General features: G+C 71.5%; 19 protein-coding genes and 1 pseudogene. 8 read left to right on the top strand and 12 right to left on the bottom strand.

What is annotated here, in order from left to right; all coding sequences use genetic code 11:
* The first annotated feature begins 72 nt into the window (after positions 1 to 72).
* The 3 genes from prcB to CP976_RS39595 all read left to right on the top strand — a co-directional run bounded on the left by prcB (position 73) and on the right by CP976_RS39595 (position 2,614).
* On the top strand, positions 73 to 921 hold the full coding sequence (prcB, locus tag CP976_RS39585) for a proteasome subunit beta (protein WP_150484675.1): 849 nt from the start codon (positions 73 to 75) through the stop codon (positions 919 to 921).
* Positions 922 to 1,092: 171 nt separating this feature from the next.
* On the top strand, positions 1,093 to 2,010 hold the full coding sequence (locus CP976_RS39590; protein WP_150484676.1) for a HoxN/HupN/NixA family nickel/cobalt transporter: 918 nt from the start codon (positions 1,093 to 1,095) through the stop codon (positions 2,008 to 2,010).
* A gap of 91 nt (positions 2,011 to 2,101) precedes the next feature.
* Positions 2,102 to 2,614, top strand: a complete 513-nt coding sequence (locus CP976_RS39595) for a DUF5709 domain-containing protein (protein WP_150485703.1) — start codon at positions 2,102 to 2,104, stop codon at positions 2,612 to 2,614.
* 62 nt (positions 2,615 to 2,676) lie between these two features.
* Here CP976_RS39595 and CP976_RS39600 read toward each other — a convergent pair whose 3' ends face one another.
* The 3 genes and pseudogenes from CP976_RS39600 to CP976_RS39610 form a co-directional block, all read right to left on the bottom strand.
* Complete coding sequence (locus tag CP976_RS39600) at positions 2,677 to 2,883, bottom strand: hypothetical protein (protein WP_086850264.1); 207 nt, start codon at positions 2,881 to 2,883, stop codon at positions 2,677 to 2,679.
* 226 nt (positions 2,884 to 3,109) lie between these two features.
* Positions 3,110 to 4,237 (bottom strand): PP2C family protein-serine/threonine phosphatase, encoded by a 1,128-nt coding sequence (locus CP976_RS39605; RefSeq protein WP_150484677.1) that lies wholly within the window; start codon positions 4,235 to 4,237, stop codon positions 3,110 to 3,112.
* A gap of 94 nt (positions 4,238 to 4,331) precedes the next feature.
* A pseudogene (locus CP976_RS39610) lies at positions 4,332 to 5,264 on the bottom strand (beta-1,3-glucanase family protein).
* A gap of 383 nt (positions 5,265 to 5,647) precedes the next feature.
* On the opposite strand from CP976_RS39610, the gene CP976_RS39615 reads away from it, so the two are divergent.
* Positions 5,648 to 6,535, top strand: a complete 888-nt coding sequence (locus tag CP976_RS39615; protein WP_150484678.1) for a GNAT family N-acetyltransferase — start codon at positions 5,648 to 5,650, stop codon at positions 6,533 to 6,535.
* A 21-nt stretch (positions 6,536 to 6,556) separates the two neighbouring features.
* Here the strand turns inward: CP976_RS39615 and CP976_RS39620 are convergent, their stop codons facing one another.
* The gene (locus CP976_RS39620; RefSeq protein WP_150484679.1) at positions 6,557 to 7,441 is read right to left on the bottom strand and encodes a Gfo/Idh/MocA family protein; all 885 of its coding nucleotides are present in this window, start codon (positions 7,439 to 7,441) and stop codon (positions 6,557 to 6,559) included.
* 111 nt (positions 7,442 to 7,552) lie between these two features.
* Positions 7,553 to 9,973, bottom strand: coding sequence for a SpoIIE family protein phosphatase (locus CP976_RS39625; protein ID WP_150484680.1), 2,421 nt, complete (start codon positions 9,971 to 9,973; stop codon positions 7,553 to 7,555).
* A 168-nt stretch (positions 9,974 to 10,141) separates the two neighbouring features.
* Between CP976_RS39625 and CP976_RS39630 the strand changes: the two genes are divergently transcribed.
* On the top strand, positions 10,142 to 11,602 hold the full coding sequence (locus tag CP976_RS39630; protein ID WP_150484681.1) for an aldehyde dehydrogenase family protein: 1,461 nt from the start codon (positions 10,142 to 10,144) through the stop codon (positions 11,600 to 11,602).
* A gap of 155 nt (positions 11,603 to 11,757) precedes the next feature.
* Complete coding sequence (gene helR / locus CP976_RS39635) at positions 11,758 to 13,914, top strand: RNA polymerase recycling motor ATPase HelR (RefSeq protein ID WP_150484682.1); 2,157 nt, start codon at positions 11,758 to 11,760, stop codon at positions 13,912 to 13,914.
* 63 nt (positions 13,915 to 13,977) lie between these two features.
* Here helR and CP976_RS39640 read toward each other — a convergent pair whose 3' ends face one another.
* The 4 genes from CP976_RS39640 to CP976_RS39655 are packed head-to-tail and all read right to left on the bottom strand — an operon-like array spanning position 13,978 to position 18,286.
* Complete coding sequence (locus CP976_RS39640) at positions 13,978 to 14,847, bottom strand: sugar phosphate isomerase/epimerase family protein (RefSeq protein WP_150484683.1); 870 nt, start codon at positions 14,845 to 14,847, stop codon at positions 13,978 to 13,980.
* Positions 14,844 to 15,863, bottom strand: coding sequence for a Gfo/Idh/MocA family oxidoreductase (locus CP976_RS39645; protein WP_150484684.1), 1,020 nt, complete (start codon positions 15,861 to 15,863; stop codon positions 14,844 to 14,846). Before CP976_RS39645 ends, CP976_RS39640 begins: the two co-directional genes overlap by 4 nt.
* Before the next feature lie 23 nt (positions 15,864 to 15,886).
* On the bottom strand, positions 15,887 to 17,326 hold the full coding sequence (locus CP976_RS39650) for a sugar porter family MFS transporter (protein ID WP_150484685.1): 1,440 nt from the start codon (positions 17,324 to 17,326) through the stop codon (positions 15,887 to 15,889).
* A 9-nt stretch (positions 17,327 to 17,335) separates the two neighbouring features.
* The gene (locus tag CP976_RS39655) at positions 17,336 to 18,286 is read right to left on the bottom strand and encodes a TIM barrel protein (RefSeq protein ID WP_150484686.1); all 951 of its coding nucleotides are present in this window, start codon (positions 18,284 to 18,286) and stop codon (positions 17,336 to 17,338) included.
* Positions 18,287 to 18,511: 225 nt separating this feature from the next.
* Here CP976_RS39655 and CP976_RS39660 point away from each other — a divergent pair, with 225 nt between their 5' ends.
* The gene (locus CP976_RS39660; protein ID WP_150485704.1) at positions 18,512 to 19,525 is read left to right on the top strand and encodes a LacI family DNA-binding transcriptional regulator; all 1,014 of its coding nucleotides are present in this window, start codon (positions 18,512 to 18,514) and stop codon (positions 19,523 to 19,525) included.
* Positions 19,526 to 19,538: 13 nt separating this feature from the next.
* On the opposite strand, the gene CP976_RS39665 is transcribed toward CP976_RS39660, so the two are convergent.
* Together CP976_RS39665 and CP976_RS39670 are read right to left on the bottom strand one after the other, a co-directional pair.
* Positions 19,539 to 20,543, bottom strand: a complete 1,005-nt coding sequence (locus CP976_RS39665) for a substrate-binding domain-containing protein (protein ID WP_150484687.1) — start codon at positions 20,541 to 20,543, stop codon at positions 19,539 to 19,541.
* 253 nt (positions 20,544 to 20,796) lie between these two features.
* Positions 20,797 to 21,210 (bottom strand): VOC family protein, encoded by a 414-nt coding sequence (locus CP976_RS39670; protein WP_150485705.1) that lies wholly within the window; start codon positions 21,208 to 21,210, stop codon positions 20,797 to 20,799.
* 173 nt (positions 21,211 to 21,383) lie between these two features.
* On the opposite strand from CP976_RS39670, the gene CP976_RS39675 reads away from it, so the two are divergent.
* Positions 21,384 to 22,238 (top strand): aldo/keto reductase, encoded by an 855-nt coding sequence (locus CP976_RS39675; protein ID WP_150484688.1) that lies wholly within the window; start codon positions 21,384 to 21,386, stop codon positions 22,236 to 22,238.
* A 49-nt stretch (positions 22,239 to 22,287) separates the two neighbouring features.
* Here CP976_RS39675 and CP976_RS39680 read toward each other — a convergent pair whose 3' ends face one another.
* A complete protein-coding gene (locus CP976_RS39680) occupies positions 22,288 to 22,518 on the bottom strand; it encodes a hypothetical protein (protein WP_150484689.1) in 231 nt (76 codons plus the stop codon).
* Positions 22,519 to 22,644 lie beyond the last annotated feature (126 nt).

Here is a 22,644-nt window from a genome sequence, read left to right on the forward strand (position 1 = left end):
CCCAACTCGCGTTTCCCGCCAGGCCCGTTCAGGTAGGAGTCGGTTGACGGTCACGGACGAAGGGGGAACGCCATGGCGGGGAGCGACCACGAGGGCCGGCTGGGGGAGGAGTTCTTCACACCGGGCTCCTCGTCCTTCACCGAGTTCCTGGCGGCCCACCGCCCCGAACTGCTGAGCACCCGCCGGATCCTCCCGGACGGCGTCCGCGCCGAGGGCGCCCCGCACGGCACGACCGTGCTGGCCCTCACCTACGGCGACGGCGTGCTGATCGCGGGCGACCGGCGGGCGACGATGGGCAACCTGATCGCCCAGCGCGACCTGGAGAAGGTGCACCCCGCCGACGACCACACCGCCGTGGCCTTCGCCGGGTCCGTCGGGCTCGCGCTGGACCTGGTGAAGCTCTATCAGGTCGAGCTGACGCACTTCGAGAAGGTCGAGGGTGTCCCCATGACCCTCGCCGCGAAGGCGACCCGGCTGGCCACGATGATCCGGGGCAACCTGGGCCAGGCCATGCAGGGCCTCGCCGTCGTCCCGCTGCTCGCCGGCTACGACCCCGCGGCTCCCGAGGGCCGGCAGGGCCGGATCTTCGGCTTCGACGTCGCCGGCGGCCGCTACGAGAAGTTCGGCTTTCACGCCGAGGGCTCCGGATCGCCGTACGCCCGGGGCGCGTTGAAGAAGCTGTTCCGCCCCGGCATGTCCCGGCGCGAGGCCGCCCTGGCCGCGCTCCAGGCGCTCTACGACGCGGCCGACGACGACTCCGCGACCGGCGGCCCGGACATCAGCCGCCGCATCTACCCCGTCGTGTCGGTCATCACCGAGGACGGCTTCGAGCGGCTTCCCCAATCGGAGACGGAGGGACTCAGCCGCGAGTTGATCGAGCAGCGCCGCAGCCGGCCGGACGGACCGAACGCCGCGGTGTGACCCGCCGCGGCCGCGGGGTGCCCGGCTCCGAGGAGTCCTCGGTCCCGCGGAGTTTTCGGTTCCATGGACAAGACCTGCCGCGGGCTTTACTGCATACGGGTTGCAGGTACCAGAGGATGGCACGAGGCTGTTGCCCGCAGCCGTCCGTCCGACAGAAGGACCTTCCCCCCGATGACGGCCGCCCCTGAGTCCACTCCGCCCCTCCCCGCCCCGGCTGCCGCCCAGCGCACGGCCCGGCACCGCGTCCGTACCTCCATGACGCGGCAGGAGTGGACCAGGGCCGGTGGGATGGCCGCGGTCATCGTGGCCCTGCACGTGATCGGCTGGGTCACCCTCGTCGCGGTCGTCGCCCCCGAGCACCGCGCCATCGGCACCCAGACCTTCGGCGTTGGCATCGGCGTCACCGCGTACACGCTCGGCATGCGGCACACCTTCGACGCCGACCACATCGCCGCCATCGACAACACCACCCGCAAGCTGATGTGCGGGGGACAGCGGCCGCTGTCGGTCGGCTTCTGGTTCTCCCTCGGCCACTCCAGCGTCGTCTTCGTCCTCGCCTTCCTGCTCACCCTCGGTGTGAAGACCCTGGCGGGGCCGGTCCGCGACGACGGCTCCGCGCTGCACGACGTCACGGGCCTGATCGGTACGACCGTCTCCGGGGCGTTCCTCTACCTCATCGCGGCCGTCAACCTCGTCATCCTCGCCGGCATCTGGAAGGTGTTCCGCGGCATGCGCTCGGGCCGCTACGACGAGGCCGCCCTGGAGGAGCAGCTGAACAACCGCGGTTTCATGAACTTCGCCTACGGATGGGCCTTCTCCAAGCCGGTCCGCAAGGTCTACTACAACCTCACGATCACCGGCCTGTCCGTCGCCGTGGCCCTGCTCATCGGGACCGTCGAACTCCTCGGTCTGCTCGTGGACGGGCTCGGCCTGCACGGCCCCTTCTGGGACTGGATCTCCGGCCTCGACCTCAACGTCCTCGGCTACGTCGTCGTCGCGCTGTTCGTCGCGACCTGGGTGGTGGCGCTGCTGGGGTGGAGGCTCGCGCGCATCGAGGAGAAGTGGACGGGTGACCTGGCCCGGGGTTAGAGCCCGCGTAACGGGAAACGCGGAACGGGCACATGAGACGAACGAGTCGACGCAGCGCGACAGGGAGGCAGAAGTGATGGGCACGGAACCGATGCGCCCCGAACCGATGGCGGACGACGCGTACCAGCCCACCGGGAGCAACGAGGAGCAGGAGGACGCCGCGCCGCTGGACCTCCAGGACGCCGTCGACGAACGGACCTACGACGACACCCTCGACGAGGGCTACTCCCCGCCGGAGAAGCCGCTCGGCGTCACCAAGCGCGGCACCACCGCCGCCGAGCAGCACGAGGGGGAGACCCTCGACGAGCGCCTCTCCCAGGAGGTCCCCGACGTGTCCCCCGAGCCCGCCGGGGACGGCGTGGGCGACAGCCCCGACGGCGACGGCGAACCGGTCGACCCGGAGGCGGGCACGGTCCGTGCGGGCCGCCTGGTCGCCCCGGACGAGGGCGCCCACCCCGACACGACGAAGGAGACCGTCGCGACGGACATCGGCATCGACGGTGGCGCGGCCGGTGCGGAGGAGGCGGCGGTACACGTGGTGGAGGACGACGGCGACCTGCCGGAGGACGACGGCGACCTGCCGGAGGACGACGACAGGGTGTGACCCGCGCGGCGTCACGCGTCACGGAGTCCGTGACGCGTGACGTCCCGCGGGGAAGGCACCCTCTAGGGCAGCAGCTTCTCCAGCGCGGCCGGGCCCTCCGCCGCGAGCTTGCGCTTGGCCCATTCCAGGTTGCGCGGGGTGAGGTCCTTGCCAGACGCGAGGACGAGGTCCTCCGGTGACACATCGGTGCCGGTGCGGGCGTGGAGCAGGCGGTCCGGGGTGGTGCTGTCCTCGGGCGGCCGGAACGCGTGGGGCTGTGAGGTCGACATTCTCTGCTCCTAGGGTCCGGATCGCTGGGGCGGCCCCGGTGCTGAAAAACGGGTCCGCTATCACCATTCAACGCGCGAGCCCAACGTGCATCCGGAGAGCCCCGGCCACCGCCCGTGAACCGGCACCGGCACCCTCCCGAAAGCCCTGCCGAGAGCCTCGCCGGAACCCGGGCGAAAGCCGACCGGAATCCCGCCGGGAGGTCCCGCGCCCCGCCGCCGGCCGCCGTCAGGGCCCGCCCCGCGGGCGGGGCGCGAGGACGAGCATCGTGACGTCGTCCCGTACGTCCGGGCAGTACCGGACGAGGTCGGTCCACACCCGCTCGGCCAGCGCGGCCGGATCCTGGTCGGCGAGGCCCGGCAGCCGTTCGGCGAGGGGATAGAAGACCCCGCCGGCGTCCCTGGCCTCGGTGACACCGTCGGACGCGAGGAACAGCCGGTCACCGGCCCGCAGCGGCACCGAGACGACCCTCGGGGGAGTGACCTCGGCGAGGCCCAGCCCCAGCGGCGTGCACGGCTCGACGTCCAGCTCCACGGTCCGCCCGTCCCGCAGCAGCAACGGCCCGGCCTGCCCGCACGCCACGATCCGCACCACACGCGCGTCGGCGGAGAAGTCCAGCAGCACGGCCGTCGCGAACAACTCGGCGTGCGGCTCGCCCGCGGAGTCCACCGCCAGCCTCCGGTCGAGCCGGGCCGCCACCGCCTCCGGATCCGGCTGGTCCAGCACCGCCTCCCGGAACGCCCCCAGCAGCGACGCGACCGTGGCGACCGCCGACAGCCCGTGCCCCTGCACATCGCCCATGACCGCCCGTACGCCGTAGGGGCCCGCGCGTACGTCGAAGAAGTCGCCCCCGACCAGCGTCCCGCTCTGCGCGGCCCGGTACAGGCCCGCGCACCGTACCTGCCCGACCTCTTCCGGGAGCGGCGGCACGACCGCCCGCTGCGCGACCTCGGCGACGGCCCGTTCCGTCACGAGCTGTGCGTCACGCCTGCTGCGCACGAAGGACAGCAGCACGCTCAGTGCGGCCACGAAGCACACGGTCAGCAGATCGGTGCTGCCGGGGTTGTCCAGACGGAAGACGGGAACCGTCAGCACCACCACCGCCAGCGCGCCGAGCACCGCCGTCACGACCGGCCCGTGGGCCAGCACAGCCAGCGGCGGGATCGCGCCCAGCAGGAAGCCGACGTCCAGAGGCACCGGACTGATCAGCTCCGCCGTGCACACGCCTGCCAGCAGTACGGAGGGCAGCAGCCGCGCCCAGACCGGCGGCGGTGCGCCGCGCAGCCAGCCCCGCCGGTCCAGGTCCCGGTCCCGATCCCTGTCCCGGCGCGGCAGCCGGGCGCGCGCTCTGCTCACACCACCACGCTGCTACGCCCCACCGGGCGCCGCACTCCGGGCCCGCGTCACCAGGGGCGGTGGTCAGTGGAGTGAGGAGGGGCGTGCGTGCCTGCTAGAACGGCGTGAGCGTCAGCCGCAGCCCCGTCGGCGCCGTGTCCTGGACGTACGAGGCGAAGTCGGCCACGTCGTCGAAGGCGAAGCCGTACGCCTTGCCGTCCCGTGCGGCCGCGTGCATGGCCTTGGCGTAGTGGTTGGTGAGGCCGGTCCGGTAGAAGGACGCGGGGTCGGTCATCGGCTGGGCGGCGGATCCCACCAGCGTCGAGCGGTTGAAACCGGCACCCAGGATCGCGGCGACCGGCCCCGTCGTCCCGTCGTTGGGTCGATGCAGGGCGCGAAGTAGTCCTCGGCGAACAGCCCGGCGTCCAGGCCCTGGCCGGGCGATGATCCGGGTGTCGTCCACCACGAGCCGCCCGAACTCCGGGACCTCCCGCACGGCGGCGAACGCGGCCGCCCGGCCCCCTTCGCGCAACGTGCCCGTCGTCTGGTCCTTCGCGCCGGTCAGCCGGATGCTCAGCGGCACGCTGAACATGTCGACCATGGTGGTGTTGCAGAACATCCCCGACGCGTTGTACGTGAACTCCGCACAGTCGTGCAGCACCCCGTAGTCGGGATCGGATGTCACCCAGCCGGCGGGGTACTGGAGGGCCGGCCGGCCCGGCCAGGGCGATCGCGTAGTCGGCGAAGCCGTCGGGCCCGTTGTCCGACAGGGCCACCGGGGCCAGTGTGCCGTCGGGCGTGAGGCGTACCTGCCGGCCGTCCGCGTTGCCCACGACGTAGACGTGGACGCTCGCGTTGCCGAAGGATCCGCTGTCGTTGACGAGCGTCAGGGGGAGGCCGGCCGCTGCCCTCGGAGCGGCCTTGCTCCCGGTCGTGTCCGCCATGGCGTGGGGGGCCAGCGCGGCGACGGCAGGGGCGGCGACCACCGCGCCGCCGAGAGCGGGAGGAGCGTACGGCGGGTGAGCGGGCGTCGGTGACGAGGAGTCATGTGGGGGGTCTCCTGGTGTGGGGGTACGGATGTGGATCAGTGGTCCTGAGAGCGCTCTCAGATGGATCCGCGTCACGGATGCTACGGACGGGCAGTACTCCCGCCAACCCGTCCGTCATGCCGAAACCCCTTGCCGAGGCGGCTACTTGGGCGCCCTGACGGTCGCTTGACCGACTCCTAAGGGCCACTTGAGCCGCGTCGGAAAAGCGATGGACGGTCCGTCGGTGATCCCGTAGCGTGTCGGCGTCACGCCCCGAGACCGGTGGAAGGAGGGCAGAGCCGTGCAGTTCACACCGTTCCAGCGCTCCCTGCTCCTCGTCCCGGCGTGCCTCGACTGACCTCACCGGGAGCGCTCTCCGCACCATGCATCCCGGAGGAATTCCGTGACCGATGTGGTCATCCGCGCGCTCGACGCGAGCGACGCCGATCTCTTCGACACCCTGCCCGATCCGCTGGGCGCCCGTGAGGGCCACCGGCTGACCCGGCATCGCCCCGACTGGAAGCGGGTGGCCCTGCGCGACGGCAGGGTCGTGGCCCGCGGCGCCTGGTGGGGCGGCCCCGACGACACCGAGCCCCTCAACCTCAACTGGTTCGACGTGGCCGAAGGCGAGGAGGAAGCGGGCGCCACACTCCTGCGCTCCGCCCCCTGGCAGGTGGAACTGGAACTGAACCTTCCCGCGGGCTGGCGCGACGTCCCGGCCCTGCGCGCCGCGGCCGAGACCCGCTTCACCGCCGCACGGAAGGCCGGCTACGACCTCCTGGTGGAACGCCTGCTGTACCGGTGGACCCCCGACCGCGGCCTGCCCGAGCGGCCCGGGCGCCTCACCTTCCGCGCCGAACCGGACGACGCCGTGTTCTTCGACGCGCTGCGCCGCATCCACTCCGTCACACTGGACGCCCACGCGCTGAAAGCCATCGAGCAGGGCGGACTCGACCAGGCGGCCCAAGAGGAACTCGACTTCTTCCACTGGTGCCCCTCACCGCGCGAGTGGTGGCAGGTCGCGTACACCCCGAAGGGCGAGATGGCCGGCATCCACATCCCGGCCCACAACCCCACGGGCCCGTGCATCGGCTTCATCGGCGTCCTGCCCGACCAGCGGGGCCACGGCTACGCCTACGACCTGCTGGCCGAGTGCACCCACTTCCTGGTCGAACAGGGCGCCGAGTTCGTCGCGGCTGCCACGGACCAGGGCAACTTCCCCATGGCCGCGAACTTCGCCAAGGCCGGTTACCCGGTGGTGAAGGAACGCCTCAACTTCGACCCGGCGTAGGAACCCGGCCGTACTCCAGGGCTAACGCCCGCCGCCGTTCAGCAAGTCGTCGGCAGCCGTCAGGATCTCCGTGACCCGCAGGCCGAACGCCGCGTCGCACGCGTGCGGGCGGCCGGTCCGGGCGGCGGCGAGCAGGGCGTCCGCGGCCCGCCTCAGTGCGGGAACCGCTCCGTCGGAGCTCTCCGGCAGGACCGCGGCCCCGGCCTCCCCGAGGAGCTCCACGGCGGCACCGGACGCGGCGGGCGGTGCCGTCAGGCTCAGGGTGAGGGTGCTCGACGCGCCGCTGATGTGGTCGAGGACGACGTGTGCCGTGTCCCCGGGGCCGTACGCCGCCGCCGACACCCGCCGCACGTCGCCCAGCACCGGCAGCAGCACGGACAGGGCGTGCGGGCCGACGTCCCACAGGGCGCCCTTCTCCCGCCGCCACGGCGTGGCGAAGGGGCTCTCGCTGGTGAACACCGCCCCGAGCCACTGCGCCCGCCCCGTGAACCAGCCCGGCACCGCCGCCTGCTTGGCGATCCACGCCGCCGGCTCGGGCTGGAAGCGGGTCGTGAAGAACACGACCGAGGCGACCCCGGCCTCCCCGGCGGCCTCGACCACGGCCCGTCCCTGCTCCACCGTCGGCGCGAGGGGCTTGTCGAGCAGCAGATGACACCCGGCGCGCGCCGCCCGCGCGGCGAGTCCGGCCTGCACGTCAGGAGGCAGCGCCACGGCGACCGCGTCCACGTCGGCGAACAGCTCGTCCACGTCGTCGTAGGCCCGGACACCGTGCCGCTCGGCCAGCTCCTTGGCGGCCTCCGGGCGACGCCCCCACACACCGGCGAAATAGAGCTCGTCATGCCCGCTGAGTGCGGGTGCGTGGGCCATCTGCGCCCACGGGCCGGTGCCGAGCAGTCCTATGCGCATGCCGCCGCCTCTCCACGGTGCCCTGAACAGCCGACGGCCGTTCCCCGGCCGCCCGCTCGCCGAAGAGCGTGTCATACGGAACCGGCCGTGGGGGAGTCCAGGCGGCGGACCTCAGTCACCGGGAAGCGACTGTTCAGCCCAAATGATCTTGCCGTCGGGGGTCTGACGGGTCCCCCAAGCCTGGGTGAGCTGAGCGACGAGAAGCAGCCCGCGTCCACCTTCGTCGAAGGTACGGGCCCGGCGCAGGTGGGGCGCGGTACTGCTGCCGTCGGAGACTTCGCAGACGAGGGCGCGGTCGTAGATCAGTCTCAGCTCGATGGGAGGCCGACCGTACCGGATGGCGTTGGTGACCAGTTCGCTGACGACCAACTCGGTGACGTACACGGCATCGTCCAAGCCCCACTCGGACAGTTGCCGGCACGCGGCCCTGCGCACATCGGCGACTGCGGCGGGGTCCGGCGACACCCGCCAGGTCGCCACGTGGGAGGTGTCGAGGGCTCGGGTGCGGGCCACGAGGAGGGCCACGTCATCGGAGGGACGATCCGCGAGCAGGGTGCGCAACAGGGCATCGCACATGGCCTCCAGATCCTGAGCCGGTCGCCGCAGCACCTCGTGCAGGGCGGCGATCCCTTCGTCGATGTCACGGCCGCGGACCTCGACGAGCCCGTCCGTGAAGAGGACGAGCAGGCTGCCCTCGGCCAGCTCCAGCTCGGTCGATTCGAAGGGCAGGCCGCCCAGGCCGAGGGGAGGGCCTGCCGGAACCTCGAGGAACTCGACAGTGCCGTCAGGTGTCACGAGGGCCGGCACGGGGTGGCCCGCGCGGGCGATCGTGCAGTGGCGCGAGACCGGGTCGTAGACGGCGTACAGACAGGTGGCGCCGATGTCACCGTCGAGCGGGGCCGTGGTGTCGCCGCCGCCGGCGACATGGTCGACCAGGTCGTCGAGGTGGGTCAGCAACTCGTCCGGGGGAAGGTCGACATCCGCCAGCGTGCGCACGGCGGTGCGCAGCCGCCCCATGGTCGCCGAGGCCTGGACGCCGTGGCCCACGACGTCGCCGACGACCAGAGCGACCCGGGCACCGGAGAGCGGAATGACGTCGAACCAGTCGCCGCCGACACCGGCCCGGGCGCTGGCGGGCCGGTAACGGGAGGCGACATCGAGAGCCGCCTGCTCGGGGAGACGTTGCGGCAGCAGGCTGCTCTGCAACGTGAGGGAGGTGTCGCGCTCGCGCGTGTACCGCCGGGCGTTGTCGATGCACACGGCGGCGCGAGCGGTGATCTCCTGGGCCAGCAGCAGGTCGTCCTGCTCGAAGCGCTTGGGCTGGCGATGGCGGGAGAACGTGGCCACTCCCAAGGTGAGGCCACGCGCACGCATCGGCACCGCCAGCACCGAGTGGAACCCGAACCGCCGCATGCGTTCGGCCCGCTCCGGGGCCGTCCGGTCCAGATTCTCCAGGGCGGCGGGCGTGATGTGCTCGATGAGTGGCCGCCCCGCGGCCAGACACACCGCCGCGGTGGAACCCTCCGGATAGGCCGCCACCGTCCCGATCTGCACCACGGCTTCGGGACAGCCCTCCAGCACCGACTGGCAGGCGACCCGGCGCAGCATCACCGGACCGTGCGGAGAACCCTGCGGCGGATCCTCACCCCCCTCGATCGCCGGCAGGAGATCGACCGTGACGAAGTCCGCGAACCGTGGGACGGCCACGTCGGCGAGTTCCTGAGCCGTACGGGGCAGGTCCAGGGTGCTGCCGATCCGCAGGCTGGCGTCGTTGACCAGGACGAGTCGCTGCCGTGCGAGGTGCTGCTCCGTCACGTCGTGTGCCGACAGCAGGACACCTTCCAGTCGCCCGTCGGAGCCCCGCACAGGGACGAGGGACACCGACCACACGCTCTCCCGTTCATGGCCGGCGAGGTGCAGCGCGGCTCCGAGCTCCTGAAGAGAACCGGTTTCCAGGGCGGTTCGCATGCCCTCCTCGGCGCGTTCGCTCTCCGGGTCGAGGACGATCTCCGTCACCCGCAGGCCGCGCATCTCCTGCTCGGACAGGCCCATCACACGTTCCATGTCCGCGTTCGCCCACCGCAACCGCAGTCCGGTGTCGTACAGAGCCATCGAGTAGGGAGCCTGGGCGAAACTGCGCCGCAGGAACGTGTCGTCCTCAGGCGTGGGTGCCGGCCGGGGCACCGGTGACACCAGCAGCCAGTCGTCCCCGTCGAGCTCCCGGTGATGGGCCAGCAGCCCGACGGTGAGGCGGTGACCGTCTTGGTGCAGCAGTGTGGCCGTCCCGTTCCACCTCCGCAGGCCGGTCAGCGCGTTCAGCGCGTCGGTCGGAGCGGCGTCCGCGAGAAGCACGGCCGCCTTCCGGCCGACCACCTCGGGGGCCCGGTAACCGAGCAGCCGCCGCGCTCCTTCGTTCCACGCGGTCACGACCCCGAGGTCATCGACGACGACCCTGGCCGTCGCCGCACCGTCGACACGTTCCTGCGGCCGAGCGCTCGGGCCGTCGTCCCATGCGGACGCGGATCCGATCATGACGTCATCTGCCCTCAATCCCGCCCTGGGGCCTGCTGCCCGGGAGCGCCCTGAATCCGAGGTGCGTCGCACCATCACTCTTACGACACTAGACAACAAGAGTGACAGACCGGCGCGAATGGGTCCTCATGTCAGGATGGCGGCACCGACCCCGGACGGAGGGCGCCCATGACTGGCAACGGCAAGAGGTGGCCGGACCAGGCCGAGTGGGCCGGGAGGATCTACAGCGCGGGCTGGCGCGCATCCGAGGGCGGCACACGCCAGGTGATCGAACCGGCCACGGGACACGCGCTGGCCGACATCGGCGTCGCCTCCCCCGCAGACGTCGCTCTGGCCGGCGCACGGGCCGCCCGGGCCGCCGATGACTGGGCCACGGCAGCTCCTTCCGACCGTATCGAGGTCCTGCTGCGCGCATCATCCGCGCTGCGTGAGCACAGCGCCACGGTCCGCGACTGGATCGTCCGCGAGTCAGCCGGCGTCCCCGCCAAGGGCGACTACGAGATCAACGCCGCCCTCGCCCAACTGACGCACGCCGTGGGACTCGCGTCCCTGCCCAGGGGCGAGGTCCTGGCCCCGCAGACCTCCGGTGGAACGAGTCTGGCGTGGCGGGTGCCGCTCGGCGTCGTCGGCGTCATCAACCCCTGGAACGCGCCGCTCCTGTTCGCGATGCGGGCGCTGGCACCCGCACTGGCGCTGGGCAACACCGTGCTGCTCAAGCCGGACCCCCTCACTCCGGTGTCCGGGGGTGTCCTCGTCGCGCGGCTCTTCGAGGACGCCGGCCTCCCCGACGGGGTGCTGCACGTCCTGCCGGGCGGCACGGAGACCGGGCAGGCGGTCGCGGCAGACCCTCATGTCGCCATGGTCGCGTTCACGGGCTCCGCCGAGGTCGGACGCGACGTGGCCCGTGCGGCGGGTGAGGGACTGAAGCGGGTCGCCCTGGAACTCGGCGGCAAGAACTCGCTCGTCGTGCTCGAGGACGCCGATGTGGACGCGGCCGCCTTGGCCGGAGCCGTGAGCACCTTCGGATACCAGGGACAGGCGTGCGTCGCCGCCGGCCGCCACCTGGTCCATGCCGACCTGGTCGAGGCGTACACCGACGCGCTGGTCGGGCACGCGCGGACCCTGCGCGTAGGCGACCCGCGCGTGGAGGGCGTCAGCGTCGGCCCGATCATCAGCGAGCGGCTGGCCACCAGGATCGAGCGCATCGTCGACGAGAGCGTGGCCGGCGGGGCGCGGGTGCTCACGGGCGGCCGACGCGACGGGCTCTTCTACCCACCCACCGTCCTGGACCACGTCGACCGGGCCATGCCCGCGTTCACCGAGGAGATCTTCGGTCCCGTCGCCCCTGTCATTCCCTTTCACAGCGAGGCGGAGGCCGTCGAGATCGCCAACGACACCGCGTACGGCCTGACGGCCGCCGTGCACTCCGGCTCCGTACCGAGGGCGACCGCTGTCGCAGAGCAACTGCGCACCGGCATGGTCCACATCAACGACGTCTCGGCCAAGGACGCCGCGAACGCCCCCTTCGGAGGCGTGGGGATCTCCGGCAACGGCTCCCGCATCGGCGGCACAGCCAGCCTGGAGGAGTTCACCCAGTGGCGCTGGATGACGGCACCCGGACCGGTGTGACATCGGGGCGGGCGGAGCCCGCTCAGAAACAAGAAAGGCAAGGAGTCCTCTCCTTGCCACTCTCAACCTATAGCAGACAGGGGGCCTTGCGGCAAGGCCCCCTGTGTGCCGCAGACTGTCCGGCCTACAAGGACCTGCGGATACGGGAGCATGACGTGACCCCCCTGACCACCAGCGCGTTCGACCTTCCCGACCGCCTCGCGCACAAGGCCGACCCGGCGCTGATCGCCCGGGACGAGCGGCACTTCGCCGCCATCGCCGCCTGTCTCGAGCAGTCGATCGCCGAGCTGTCCGACCGCCTGGCCGCCGAGCGCAAGGCGCCCGGCGGGAAGGGCCGGCAGGCGATGGACCGGGACGCCGAGATCCACCGGCTGACCGCCCGTCTGCGGGCACTGCGGCGCTTCGGCCTGGACCTGTGCCTCGGGCACATGGCCGGCGTGGACGACCCCGAGCCCGTGTACGTGGGACGGCTCGGCCTCACCGACAGCGAGGGGCGCCGGCTGCTGGTCGACTGGCGTTCCCCCGCGGCCGAGCCGTTCTTCGGCGCCACCCACGCCAACCCGATGGGCCTGGCCAGCCGCCGCCGCTACCGCTGGACGGACGGCCGGATCAGCGACTACTGGGACGAGGTGTTCACCGCGGACGGAGCCGTCGGGCACGCGGCGCTCGACGACCAGTCCGCCTTCATCGCCAGCCTGGGCACCAACCGCTCGCCCCGGATGCGGGACGTGCTCGGCACCATCCAGGCCGACCAGGACGCCATCATCCGCGCCGGTTCGCGCGGCGCCCTCGTCGTCGACGGCGGCCCGGGCACGGGCAAGACCGTCGTCGCCCTGCACCGCTCCGCCTACCTCCTCTACTCCGACCCCCGGCTCGGCCACCGCCGGGGCGGCGTGCTGTTCGTCGGCCCGCACCGGCCCTACCTCTCCTACGTCTCCGACATCCTGCCCAGCCTCGGCGAGGAGGGCGTGCAGACCTGCATCCTGCGGGACCTCGTCACCGAGGGGGCCGAAGCGGCCGTCGAGACCGATCCGGACGTGGCGCGCCTGAAGTCGTCGGCGGACATGGTGAAGGCGATCGAGAAGGCCGTCGCGTTCTACGAGGAGCCGCCCACCGAGGGCATGACGGTCACGACCCACTGGTCCGACATCCGGCTCAGCGCCGAGGACTGGCTCGTGGCGTTCGCGGCGGCCGAACCCGGCACCCCGCACAACGACGCGCGCGGCCAGGTCTGGGAGGAACTGCTCACGATCCTGGAGGACAAGCACGAGGGCGACGCGCCGGCCGCCCTGCTGCGCAGGTCGCTGTCGCGGAACAGGGACCTGCTCACGGCCTTCAACCGCGCCTGGCCGCTGCTGGAGGCGAGCGATCTCGTCGGAGACCTGTGGTCGGTACCGGCCTATCTGCGGATGTGCGCCCCCTGGCTCGGCCGCGACGACGTGCGAAAGCTCCAGCGCGAGGATCCGCACGCCTGGACGGTGTCCGACCTGCCGCTGCTGGACGCGGCACGCCAGCGGCTCGGCGACCCGGAGGCGTCACGGCGCAAGCGCCGGCACGCCGCCGCCGTCGCCGCCGAACGCGAACGCATGGACAGGGTCATCGACAACCTGCTGGAGGCCCACACCCACGACGACGGCGAAGGGGTGCTGGTCATGCTCCACGGACAGGACATGCGCAACTCCCTGGTCGACGAGTCCGCCCTGCCCACCGACGACCCGGACCGCCTGGCCGGCCCGTTCGCGCACATCGTCGTGGACGAGGCCCAGGAACTGACGGACGCGGAGTGGCAGATGCTGCTGCTGCGCTGCCCGTCCCGGAGCTTCACCATCGTCGGGGACCGTGCCCAGGCCCGGCACGGGTTCACGGAGTCGTGGCGGGAGCGGCTGGAGCGGGTCGGGTTCGGCCGGGTCGACCTGGCCTCGCTGAGCATCAACTACCGGACACCGGAGGAGATCATGGCGGAGGCGGAGCCGGTCATCCGGGCCGCGCTGCCGGACGCCAACGTGCCGACCTCGATCCGCAGCGGCGGCGTTCCCGTCGTGCACGGATCCACCGCGGAGCTGCACTCCGTCCTCGAGAGCTGGCTCGCCGACCACGCGGACGGGATCGCCTGTGTGATCGGCGATCCCGGGTTCCGGCCGGCTTCGCCGCGGGTCCGTTCGCTGCCCCCGGAGCTGTCGAAGGGGCTGGAGTTCGACCTGGTCGTCCTCGTCGACCCGCAGGACTTCGGCACGGGCATCGAGGGAGCGGTCGACCACTATGTCGCGATGACCCGGGCGACCCGGCAGCTCGTCGTCCTCACGAGTTCCTGACACGGGCTCCGGCCGGGGCCCTCCCGCAGTGGGGGCCCCGGCCGGAGGTTCTGGGACGCCCCCCTACGCGGCGAGCTCCTTGCGGATGCGGTCCAGCATGAACGCCGACGACTCCCGGGCCCGCTCCTCCCAGGCGAAGACACAGGACGTGGCGACACCGTCGAAGCCCAGCTCACGCAGGGTGCCGAAGAAGGCGTCCCAGTCGACCTCGCCCTGGCCGACGTCGAGGTGCTGGTGGATCCGGGCCGGCGTGCCCGGCGGGTTGAGGATGTAGCGCAGGCCGGACGAACCCTTGTGGTTGAAGGAGTCCGCGATGTGCACGTGCTGGAGCTTGTCACCGGCGTAGCGCATCATCGCCGCGATGTCGGCGCCGGCCTCCGAGGCGCCGGAGAGGTGGAAGGAGTGCGGGGCGCAGTACAGGTAGTTCACCCACGGCTTGTTGATCGCGCGGACGAGATCGACGGCGGGGGTGTTCTCCTCGCAGAAGTCGTCCGGGTGCGCCTCCAGGTTCAGAGCGATGCCTTCGCGCTCGAACACCGGCAGCAGTTCCTCCAGCGAGCGCCAGAAGGCGGCCTCGCTCTCGGCGGCGCGCTCGGGCCGGCCGTTGAACTCCGAGTTCATCAGCGGGCATTCGAGCTCGACGGTGATCTCGATCATCCGCTTCCAGTAGCGGACGGCGGCCTGCCGCTCGGTCTCGTCCGGCGAGGACCACTTGTACAGCGGCAGCACCGAGGACAGCCGCACACCGTGCCGGCGCAGTGACTGCTTCAGTTCCGCCACCCGCGCGTCGTCCGCACGCGGGTGCAGGAAGAACGGCATGAACTCCGCGCGCGGCGACAACTCGATGTACTCGTAGCCGAGTTCGGCGACCGTGCGCACCATCTCGTCGATCGGCAGGGCGCGGAACATATAGGGGTCGAGGGCGATTTTCACGCGGTCCCTCCGTAGAACGCGGGGCGGGGCTTCATGTCGACGGTGACGGTCCCGCCGCCGGTCTCCAGGGACCGGACGGCGGCGTCGGTGATGACGGTGGCGGCGTAACCGTCCCAGGAGGACGGGCCGGTGGGCTCGGCGCCGGCGGCGACGCCCGCGACCCACTCGCGGAACTCGGTGTCGAAGGCCTCCGCGAACCGGTCCTTCCAGTCCTGGAGGACACCCGTGCCGTGCCGGGCGGCGGTGCGGACCCCGACGGCCGCCGGGTCGGGCAGCCGGACCAGGCCGTCCTCGCCGACGACCTCGCACTGGATGTCGTAGCCGTACTGGCAGTTGACGAAGACCTCCAGGTCGATCCGGACGCCCTCGGACGTCTCGAAGATCATGATCTGCGGGTCCTTGAGATGCGCGAAGCGCTTGCTCGTGGCGCGCGGGGTGACCACCTGCGCGGAGACGATCTCGTCGTCGAGCAGCCAGCGCAGCACGTCGATCTCGTGCACGGCGGTGTCCTGGGCGGCCATGGCGGAGTGGTACGACTCCGGCACGGTCGGGTTGCGGTGGGCGCAGTGCACGATCAGCGGGGCCCCGAGCGAGCCGGTGGACAGGACCTCCTTCATCTGGCGGTAGCCGGCGTCGAAGCGGCGCATGAAGCCGACCTGCACCAGGCGGCGGCCGTGCGCCCGCTCGGCCTCGACGATCCGCAGACAGTCCTCGGCGGTCGTGGCCAGGGGCTTCTCGCAGAACACCGGCTTGCCGGCCGCGATCGCGCCCAGGACGTGCTCGGCGTGGGTGGGTCCCCAGGAGGTGACGAGGACGGCGTCCACGTCCACAGAGGCGATCAGCTCCGCGGCGGTGGGCAGCGCGGTGGCGCCGGCCCGGGCCGCCACCTCGGCGGCGCGGTCGGCGTCGATGTCGGTCACGGCCGTCACGGACGCCCCGGTGACGACCTCGGTCAGCCGCCGGACGTGGTCCTGGCCGATCATTCCGGCGCCGATGACGCCTACACGTACGGTCATGGTCGTTTCCTTCGAAGGGAGGGTCAGGAAAAGCGGCTACGGAGCTCGGCTTCGAGGGTTTCGAGGGTGCGGCCCTTGGTCTCGGGGACGTAGCGCTTGACGAAGGCGAGGGACAGCACGCCCGCCACCACGAAGAGGAAGAAGGTGTTGGAGATCCCGATCCCGGAGACCAGGGACGGGAAGACCAGCCCGATCACGAAGTTGGTCAGCCACAGCACCACGGCCGCGATCCCCATGCCGAAACCGCGCATCCGCATCGGGAAGATCTCCGACAGCATCAGCCAGGTCACCGGCGAGATCGCACCCTGCTGGAAGGCGAGGAACGTGACCGTCATGGCGAGCACCGCGAACGCCCGTGCGTCACCCGAGGGCAGCACCAGGGAGAAGACACCGATCAGCAACAGGGCGACGGTCGTACCGGCCTGACCGGTCATCAGCATCGGGCGGCGCGGTACCCGGCCCAGCAGCCAGATGCCGACGAAGGTGGCCAGCACCGAGATCACGCCGTTGGCGATGTTCGCCGTCAGCGCGCTGTCGGCGGCGAAACCGGCATCGGTGAGGATCTGCGTGCCGTAGTACATGATCGTGTTGACGCCGGTGATCTGCTGGACGATCGCGATGCCGAACCCGACGAACATCAGCTTGCGCACCCACGGCGTGCTCTTCATGTCCTGCCAGCCGCCGAGCTTGGCCTGCTCGTCCTTGACGGCGAGCGCGGACACCTCCTTCAGCTCGGCCTCGGCCCGGGCCTGCGACCGCACCTGCCTGAGCACTTCGAGGGCCTCCCCGAAGCGGCTCTGGGAGGCCAGCCAGCGCGGACTCTCCGGCATCACCAGCATGCCGAACCAGAGCACCACCGCCGGCAGCGTGGCGATGACCAGCATCCAGCGCCACACGCCCCCGGACTCGCCGCCGACCCGGGCGATGATCGCGTTCGACGTGAAGGCCAGCAGCTGACCGCTGACGATCATCAGCTCGTTGCGGGTGACGAGAGCGCCGCGCCGCTCCGCGGGGGACACCTCCGCGAGGTACACCGGCACGGTCACCGACGCGCCGCCGACCGCGAGACCGAGCACGAACCGCGCCACGATCATCACCTCGGTCGTGGGGGCCAGCGTGCAGCCGAGCGCGCCGACGAAGAACAGCACGGCCAGCAGCAGGATGTTGCGCCGCCTGCCACGCGCGTCCGACAACCGGCCGCCGGTCACCGCGCCCAGCGCGGCACCCAGCAGCAGCGAGCTGGTGACCATGCCCTCGGTGACCGGGGTCAGGCCGAGGTCCTCGGTCATGTAGGGCAGGGCGCCGTTGATGACTCCGGTGTCGTAGCCGAAGAGCAGACCACCGAACGTGGCGATGATCGTGATCAGCCGCAGCCGCCGCCTGACCGCCGGAGGGGCGTCGTCCGCGACGGCGGTGGCGGGGGGTGGGACGGGGGCCGGTGTCGTGTCGTCCGTGACGTCCATGGCCGCTCCTTACTCGTCGATGTTCGGGCGCCGGGTACCCGACAGTCCGCAGCCGGCCAGGTGTTCACGGGTGCCGACCGCGATCGGCAGCGGCACCTCGGGAGCACACGGGTACAGGTCCTGCTCGACGACCACGAACAACTCCGCGTCCAGCCGGGCGAGTTCGGCAACCACACCGGCCGGCTTCGGCACCCCGGCCGGCGGTGACACGCACACCCCGCGCTTCACGGCCTCGCCGAAGGACAGGTCCTCGGCCGCGACCTGCGCCAGGATCTCCGGGTCCATCTGCTTGATGTGCACGTAGCCGACCCGCTCACCGAAGCGGCGGATCAGATCGAGGTTGTCCCCACCGCCGTACGCGACATGCCCCGTGTCCAGGCAGAGGTTCGTGTACCGGCTGTCGGACTCGTTCAGCAGCCGCTCGATCTCCGGCTGGGTCTGGATGTGACTGTCGGCGTGCGGATGGACGACCAGCCGTACGTCGTACTCCTCCAGCAGCAGCCTGCCCAGCCGGTCGGCGGCCCGGCCGAACCCGGCCCACTGCCCGGCGGTCAGCTCGGGCGACTCGGTGAACGCACCCGTCTTCTCGTCCCGGTACATCGGAGGGATGAAGACGAGATGGTGCGCCCCCGCGGCGGCGGTCAGCGCGGCGACCTGCCGGACGTGGGCGAGCATCTCGTCCCACGCCTCGGGCCGGTGCAGCGCGCCGAACGCGGTACCGCCGGAGACCTTGAGCCCACGGGCGTCCAGTTCGGCCTTCAGCCGCTGCGGGTCGGTGGGGAGGTAGCCGTACGGGCCGAGCTCCAGCCACTCGTATCCGGCCTGGACGAGCTCGTCGAGGAAACGGGTGTACGACACCTGGTGCTCGTCCTGGGGGAACCAGACGCCCCAGGAGTCGGGGGCGGAGCCGAGGCACAGGTTGCCGACGGTCGTACGCAGCGGGGCTGGCGCCGTTGCCATGGTGAGGGTCCTTCGGGGAGAGGAAGGGGGCGGGCGTGAAACTGATGCGCTCTACTAGCGCGCTCTAGTTCGAGTACGATGACCCCTGTCCAAATGTCATGTCAATAGGTTGTTGCCGGGAGATTGCGGGGTCCTCGTACGGATCCCGTGCGGGACGCCCCGTAAGGTGGTCGGAGTCGGAGGGTGGGTTCACACGTGGATGCATCGGGCAGGCAGCGGCCCACGATGGCGGACGTCGCCGAGAAGGCGGGCGTGTCCCGCGCGCTCGTCTCGATCATCTTCCGCAACCAGGCGGGGGCCAGCCGGGAGACGCGGGAACGGGTCCTGCGCGTGGCCGACGAGATCGGTTACCGGCCCGACAGCGCGGCCCGGCTGCTGGCCCGTGGCCGCAGTCGCACGCTCGGCGTGATGTTCACCGTGCAGCAGACCTTCCACACGGACCTCATCACCGGCATCTACCCCGAAGCCGAACGGCTCGGCTACGACGTCCTGCTCTCCGGCGCCACCCACGGCCGCAGCGAGGCCAAGGCGGTCGAGGCGCTGCTCAGCCACCGCTGCGAGGCCGTGATCCTGCTCGGCCCGGACGCCGAACCCGACTATCTCGCCGAGCTCGGGCAGCGCACGGTCGCCGTCTCGATCAGCCGCCGGGTGCCCCAGGCCCATGTCGACTTCGTGCACTCCGCCGAGGGCAAGGGCGTCCGGCAGGCCATGGACCACCTGGTGGAGCTGGGGCACCGCCGGATCGTGCACATCGACGGCGGACGCGGCCCCGGTTCGGCGGAGCGGCGGCGTGCCTACCGCGCCGCGATGCGCCGCCACGGGCTTCAGGCGCAGGCACGGGTGATCCCCGGTGAGCACACCGAGGAGTCCGGCGTCGAGACCGGCCGGCTGCTGCTGGCCGAACGCGACAGCGGACGGCCGCTGCCGACGGCGGTCCTCGCCGGCAACGACCGCTGCGCGATGGGGCTGCTGATGTCCCTGACCCGGGCGGGCGTCGAGGTCCCGCGCGACCTGTCCGTCGTCGGCTACGACGACAGCCACCTCTCCCACTTGATGCCGCTCGGCCTGACCACCGTCCGCCAGGACGCGTTCCTCATGGCCGAGCACGCGGTCCGCTTCGCCGTCGAACGGCTGGAGAACGGGGAACTGCCGCCGAGGGAGGCGGTGCTGGACCCCAAACTCGTGGTGCGGGGAACGAGCGGGCCCGTTCCGGCGGAGGGCCGGCGAGTCCCTTCCTGAGCGAGTCCCTGTCTCAGCGCGTCCCCTTCTTCGCGAACTCGGCGACGCTGTCGACGTTGTCCTTCGTGACGAAGGCCGGCCCGGTGAGCACCGGCGCGGTGCCGCCGCCGCTGAAGTTGCCGTTCGTCCGGTAGAGCCACAGCGCGTCGACGGCGAGGTAGCCCTGGAGGTAGGGCTGCTGGTCGACGGCGAACTGGATGTCCCCGCTCTGGATGGCGCCGACGAGATCCTTGTTGAGGTCGAAGGTGGCGACCTCGGCCTTGCTGCCCGCGTCCTTGACCGACTGCACGGCGGTCATGGCGATCGGGGCGCCCAGCGTGACCACCTGGTCGATGGTGGACTCCTTCTGGAGCTTGGCGGTCAGCGTCGACTTCACGGAGGGCATGTCGGTGCCGTTGACGTACAGGTTCTCCGTCGTGCCCTTGAAGCCCTTCTTCAGGCCGGCGCAGCGCGCCTCCAGCGCGACCTGGCCCTGCTCCTGGATCACGCAGACGGCGTGCTTGGCGCCCTGCTGGTTGAGGCGCTCGCCGAAGGCCTGGCCGGCGATGTTCTCGTCCTGGCCGAAGTACTCGAGCATGCCGAGTTCCTGCCAGTTGTCCAGGCCGGAGTTGAAGCCGACGACGGGGATGCCGGCCGCCTTGGCCTTGGCCACGACCGCCTTCATGGCGTCGGGCTTGGCGGCGGTGAGCGCGATGCCGTCGACCTTCTGGTCGATGGCGTTCTGCACGAGGTTGGCCTGGTTCCCGGCGACGGGGTCGCTGGAGTAGACGAGCTTGATGTTGTCCTTCGCGGCGGCGGCCTGGGCGCCCTTGCGGATCAGGTCCCAGAAGGTGTCGCCGGGCGCCGCGTGGGTGACCAGGGCGACGGTCATCCGAGGCGTGGTGGCCTTGCCCGCGGCGGCGTCGGTGCCGCCGGTCTCGGACTGCTTCCCGCCGGAGCCGCTGGAACAGCCGGCGGCGAGCAGCGCGCCCGCGAGGACGGCGGTGGTCAGGGCGGCGGATCTGTGGTGTCTGCGCATGTCGGGTGCACCTCGGTGTGCTGGGAAAGGGGGGCCGTGCCCGGTCCGGGGAGGTAACTGGAGCGCCGCACTAGCGCGCTCTAGTGGCAGGTACTATGCGGGCGCCCTGGGGTGATGTCAACAGCTTTGTCAGGACGTTCCAACAAACAGGACGTTCCGACAAACGGGGCCGCCCGCACACACCGGCAGTGCACGGCGTGTGCGGGCGGCCCCGCGGGCGGACGGTCCCCGACCGTCCAGCGTTCTGTGCAGCTCAGCTCTCCGGTCTGCTGATGTTGACCATCCATGGGACGCCGAAGCGGTCCGTGCACATGCCGAACACGTCGCCCCACATCTGCTTCTCCAGCGGTACCGACACCGAGCCGCCCTCGGACAGCTTCTCCCAGTAGCCGGTCAGCTCGGCGTCGTCGTCGCCGCTCAGGCTCACGGCGAAGGGCTGGCCCGGCGCGGACTCCATGCCCGGCGGGTTGTCGGCGCCCATCAGGGTGAAGCCGCTTGGGGTCTCCAGCATGCCGTGCATGATCTTGTCGGCGTTGGGGGCCTCCGCCTGGCCGAAGTCGCCGTAGGTGTTCAGGGCCAGGGTGCCTCCGAAGACCTCCTTGTAGAACTCCATCGCCTGCCGGGCGTCGCCGTCGAAGGACAGGTACGGGTTGAGACGCGAGACCATGAGAACCTCCGTGAAGGGGCCGAGGGCCATGTGCGCGCAGCGTAACGCCGGGCACTGACGACGGCTCGTCGAGCGGTGCCGTGCCGGGGGTGGCGCGTCCCTTCCGGTGACCGGCCTCGTCGTCAACCGCCCTGTTGGCGTGGCGCCTTGAGCAGAGGGGGAGGACCGCGCTCATGACAACGACCACCTTCCGCATCGGCGGGGATCTGGACGTACGCCGGCTCGGTTTCGGAGCCATGCACCTGCCGACCGAGGCCGGACCCGCCCGGGAGAACGCCCTCAAGGTCGCCCGGCGGGCCGTGGACCTGGGCGTCACACTGATCGACACGGCCCACCTCTACGGCGGGGGAGCCAACGAGGAGCTCCTCGCCGAGGCCCTGCACCCCTATCCGGCCGAGCTGCTGATCACCACCAAGGTCGGTGTCGCACGCATCGAGGGCGAGTGGCGGCTCGACGGGCGGCCCGGCACCCTGCGCCACCAGGTCGAGCAGGCCCTGCGCCGGCTGCGCGTCGAGCGGATCGAGCTGCTCCAGCTGCACCGCATCGACCCCGGGACACCGCTCGCCGACCAGCTCGGCACGCTGCGGGACCTCCAGGCCGAGGGCCTGGTCGGCCGGATCGGGCTGTCGGAGGTCACCGTCGCCGAGCTGGCGCAGGCCCGGGAGATCGTCGACATCGTGAGCGTGCAGAACCGCTACAACCTGCTCGACCGTGAATACGAGCCGGTGCTCGACGCCTGTGCGGCGGCCGGAATCGCCTTCCTGCCATGGCGGCCCGTCGCCTGGGGGAAGACGGGGGCCGAGGCGGAGATCGCGGCGGTGGCGGCCGACCTCGGTGCCACGCCCACGCAGGTCGCGCTCGCCTGGCTCCTCCACCGCTCGCCGGTCGTCCTGCCGATTCCCGGTACGGCACGCATCGAGCACCTGGAGGAGAACCTCGCCGCGGCGGAGCTGGAGCTGACGCCCGCCCATCGCGACCGCCTCGACCGGCTGGCCGGGGGAGCGGGGGTCGCAGCCGGGGAGGACTGAGACAGGGCCTCACGCGTACGGGGCCCAGGCAACGGGGCTCCACGAAGGCTCAGGCCTCGTCGGACGACCCGTTGTTCCAGTCGTACGGGCCGCCGCCGCGCCACTCGATCAGCTCGGTGTCGTCGACGGCCGTGTCGGCGGTGGGCAGACCCTCACGGTGCAGCAGGTCCAGCACGTCGAAGAGGCTGTAGGCGACGCCCATGCGCTCGCCGCGGATGGTCACCAGCCGTCCGCCGTCCGACGCGGGCGGCTGCACGACCACAGGGGGTTGACCGTCCATAGCCCCACCATGCTCCCGAAACCGCCGGTTCGCAGCTCGGCCGGGCCGATAAGGGGGTTCTGAAGCGTGAGAGCCGGTCGGGTCCGCTGGTCCTGACCCGGTCGGGTCCGCTGGTCCTGACCCCGT

Origin of the sequence: Streptomyces coeruleorubidus, from assembly GCF_008705135.1 — a bacterium.
GTDB classification, from domain to species: Bacteria; Actinomycetota; Actinomycetes; order Streptomycetales; family Streptomycetaceae; genus Streptomyces; species Streptomyces coeruleofuscus.

Coding starts and splice junctions, on each gene's coding strand:
- CP976_RS39625 (WP_150484680.1), bottom strand. CDS start 9,973: ATGATCGGATCCGCGTCCGCATGGGACGACGGCCCGAGCGCTCGGCCG.
- CP976_RS39595 (WP_150485703.1), top strand. CDS start 2,102: ATGCGCCCCGAACCGATGGCGGACGACGCGTACCAGCCCACCGGGAGC.
- CP976_RS39665 (WP_150484687.1), bottom strand. CDS start 20,543: ATGCGCAGACACCACAGATCCGCCGCCCTGACCACCGCCGTCCTCGCG.
- CP976_RS39675 (WP_150484688.1), top strand. CDS start 21,384: ATGACAACGACCACCTTCCGCATCGGCGGGGATCTGGACGTACGCCGG.
- CP976_RS39590 (WP_150484676.1), top strand. CDS start 1,093: ATGACGGCCGCCCCTGAGTCCACTCCGCCCCTCCCCGCCCCGGCTGCC.
- CP976_RS39660 (WP_150485704.1), top strand. CDS start 18,512: ATGGCGGACGTCGCCGAGAAGGCGGGCGTGTCCCGCGCGCTCGTCTCG.
- CP976_RS39655 (WP_150484686.1), bottom strand. CDS start 18,286: ATGGCAACGGCGCCAGCCCCGCTGCGTACGACCGTCGGCAACCTGTGC.
- prcB (WP_150484675.1), top strand. CDS start 73: ATGGCGGGGAGCGACCACGAGGGCCGGCTGGGGGAGGAGTTCTTCACA.
- CP976_RS39600 (WP_086850264.1), bottom strand. CDS start 2,883: ATGTCGACCTCACAGCCCCACGCGTTCCGGCCGCCCGAGGACAGCACC.
- CP976_RS39645 (WP_150484684.1), bottom strand. CDS start 15,863: ATGACCGTACGTGTAGGCGTCATCGGCGCCGGAATGATCGGCCAGGAC.
- CP976_RS39630 (WP_150484681.1), top strand. CDS start 10,142: ATGACTGGCAACGGCAAGAGGTGGCCGGACCAGGCCGAGTGGGCCGGG.
- CP976_RS39680 (WP_150484689.1), bottom strand. CDS start 22,518: ATGGACGGTCAACCCCCTGTGGTCGTGCAGCCGCCCGCGTCGGACGGC.
- CP976_RS39620 (WP_150484679.1), bottom strand. CDS start 7,441: ATGCGCATAGGACTGCTCGGCACCGGCCCGTGGGCGCAGATGGCCCAC.
- CP976_RS39670 (WP_150485705.1), bottom strand. CDS start 21,210: ATGGTCTCGCGTCTCAACCCGTACCTGTCCTTCGACGGCGACGCCCGG.
- CP976_RS39650 (WP_150484685.1), bottom strand. CDS start 17,326: ATGGACGTCACGGACGACACGACACCGGCCCCCGTCCCACCCCCCGCC.